Annotated in this window: 1 protein-coding gene; it reads right to left on the bottom strand. The window is 61.8% G+C overall.

Features of this window, described 5'->3' with window-relative positions; genetic code table 11:
- Positions 1 to 3 precede the first annotated feature (3 nt).
- Positions 4 to 1,035: an IS110 family transposase gene (locus QN224_RS33500; RefSeq protein ID WP_283980167.1), complete on the bottom strand. Its 1,032-nt coding sequence runs from the start codon at positions 1,033 to 1,035 to the stop codon at positions 4 to 6.
- Positions 1,036 to 1,106 lie beyond the last annotated feature (71 nt).

Raw genomic sequence — 1,106 nt, 5'->3', positions numbered from 1 at the left:
CCGTCAGGCTGCTTTCACCGACAGGTCCGGTTGATAGGCCGCATTACCCGAGAGCATCGACCAGACGATCCTCGCATTCTTGTTGGCGAGCGCGACCGCCGCGACATTGGGGTGCCGCCGTTGCCGCAACTTGCCGAGCCAGAGGCTCCGCGGATCCTGTTTGCCGCCGGCGCGACCGAGAGCGGCGCGAGCGCCGTGGATCATCAGCGTGCGCAAATAACGGTCGCCGCGTTTGCTGATGCCGAACAGTCGGACCCGTCCTCCACTTGATCGCTGCTTCGGCACAAGGCCCAGCCAGGCCGCGAACTGGCGGCCGTTCTTGAAGCAGGTTCTGTCACCGACAGCTGCAATCAATGCCGTCGCCGTTATCGGCCCAATGCCTTCGATCTTGCCGAGGCGTTGGCACGGCTCGCTGTTGCGGAAGATTTCCCGTATCCGGCGATCATGGGATGCAATTCGCCGATCCAGTTCTGCCAATTCCTCCCGCAGATCCCTCATGAGAGAACGCATCAGCTCGCTGAGGCCGTCATCGCAGCCTGCCATGATCTCGGCGAGGCCACGTCGCAACTGGGTGATGTCCCTTGGGATGACGATGCCGTGCTCGGCAAGAAGGCCGCGCACCTGGTTCACCAGCTTGACCCGATCCGATACCAGGCGACGGCGAATGCGATGGACGGCCTGCACGGCCAACTGTTCAACGGATTTCGGCGGCACGAAGCGCATGGACGGCCGGCCGACCGCTTCACAGATGGCTTCTGCATCGTTCCGGTCGTTCTTGTTCGACTTGACGTATGGCGTCACGAACTGAGGGCTGATCAGCCGCACCTGATGGCCAAGCTCGGTGAGCACGCGAGCCCAATAATGCGCCCCGTTCGAAGCCTCCATGCCGACCAGACACGCCGGCAAATTGGCGAAGAAGCGGGCCACTGCATCGCGATGCAGCCTCTTTCGCACAACGACATTCCCGTGCTTGTCGACGCCGTGAACCTCGAAGACATACTTCGCCAAATCGAGACCTATCCGAACGACCTGCATGACATCCTCCTTCATCGCAGTTGACGTTCGAGATTCCACCTCGCCGCGAGGGCGGGGTCCATACCATTGGC

Source organism: Sinorhizobium sp. 7-81, assembly GCF_030124405.1.
In the GTDB taxonomy this organism is placed as follows: domain Bacteria; phylum Pseudomonadota; class Alphaproteobacteria; order Rhizobiales; family Rhizobiaceae; genus Sinorhizobium; species Sinorhizobium psoraleae.
Note: the sequence above shows the minus strand (reverse complement) of the source record. Positions and strands in the feature narration are given on the sequence as shown.

What these genes read in the sequence shown, in the direction of transcription:
- QN224_RS33500 (WP_283980167.1), bottom strand. Translation starts at nt 1,035, where the DNA reads ATGCAGGTCGTTCGGATAGGTCTCGATTTGGCGAAGTATGTCTTCGAG.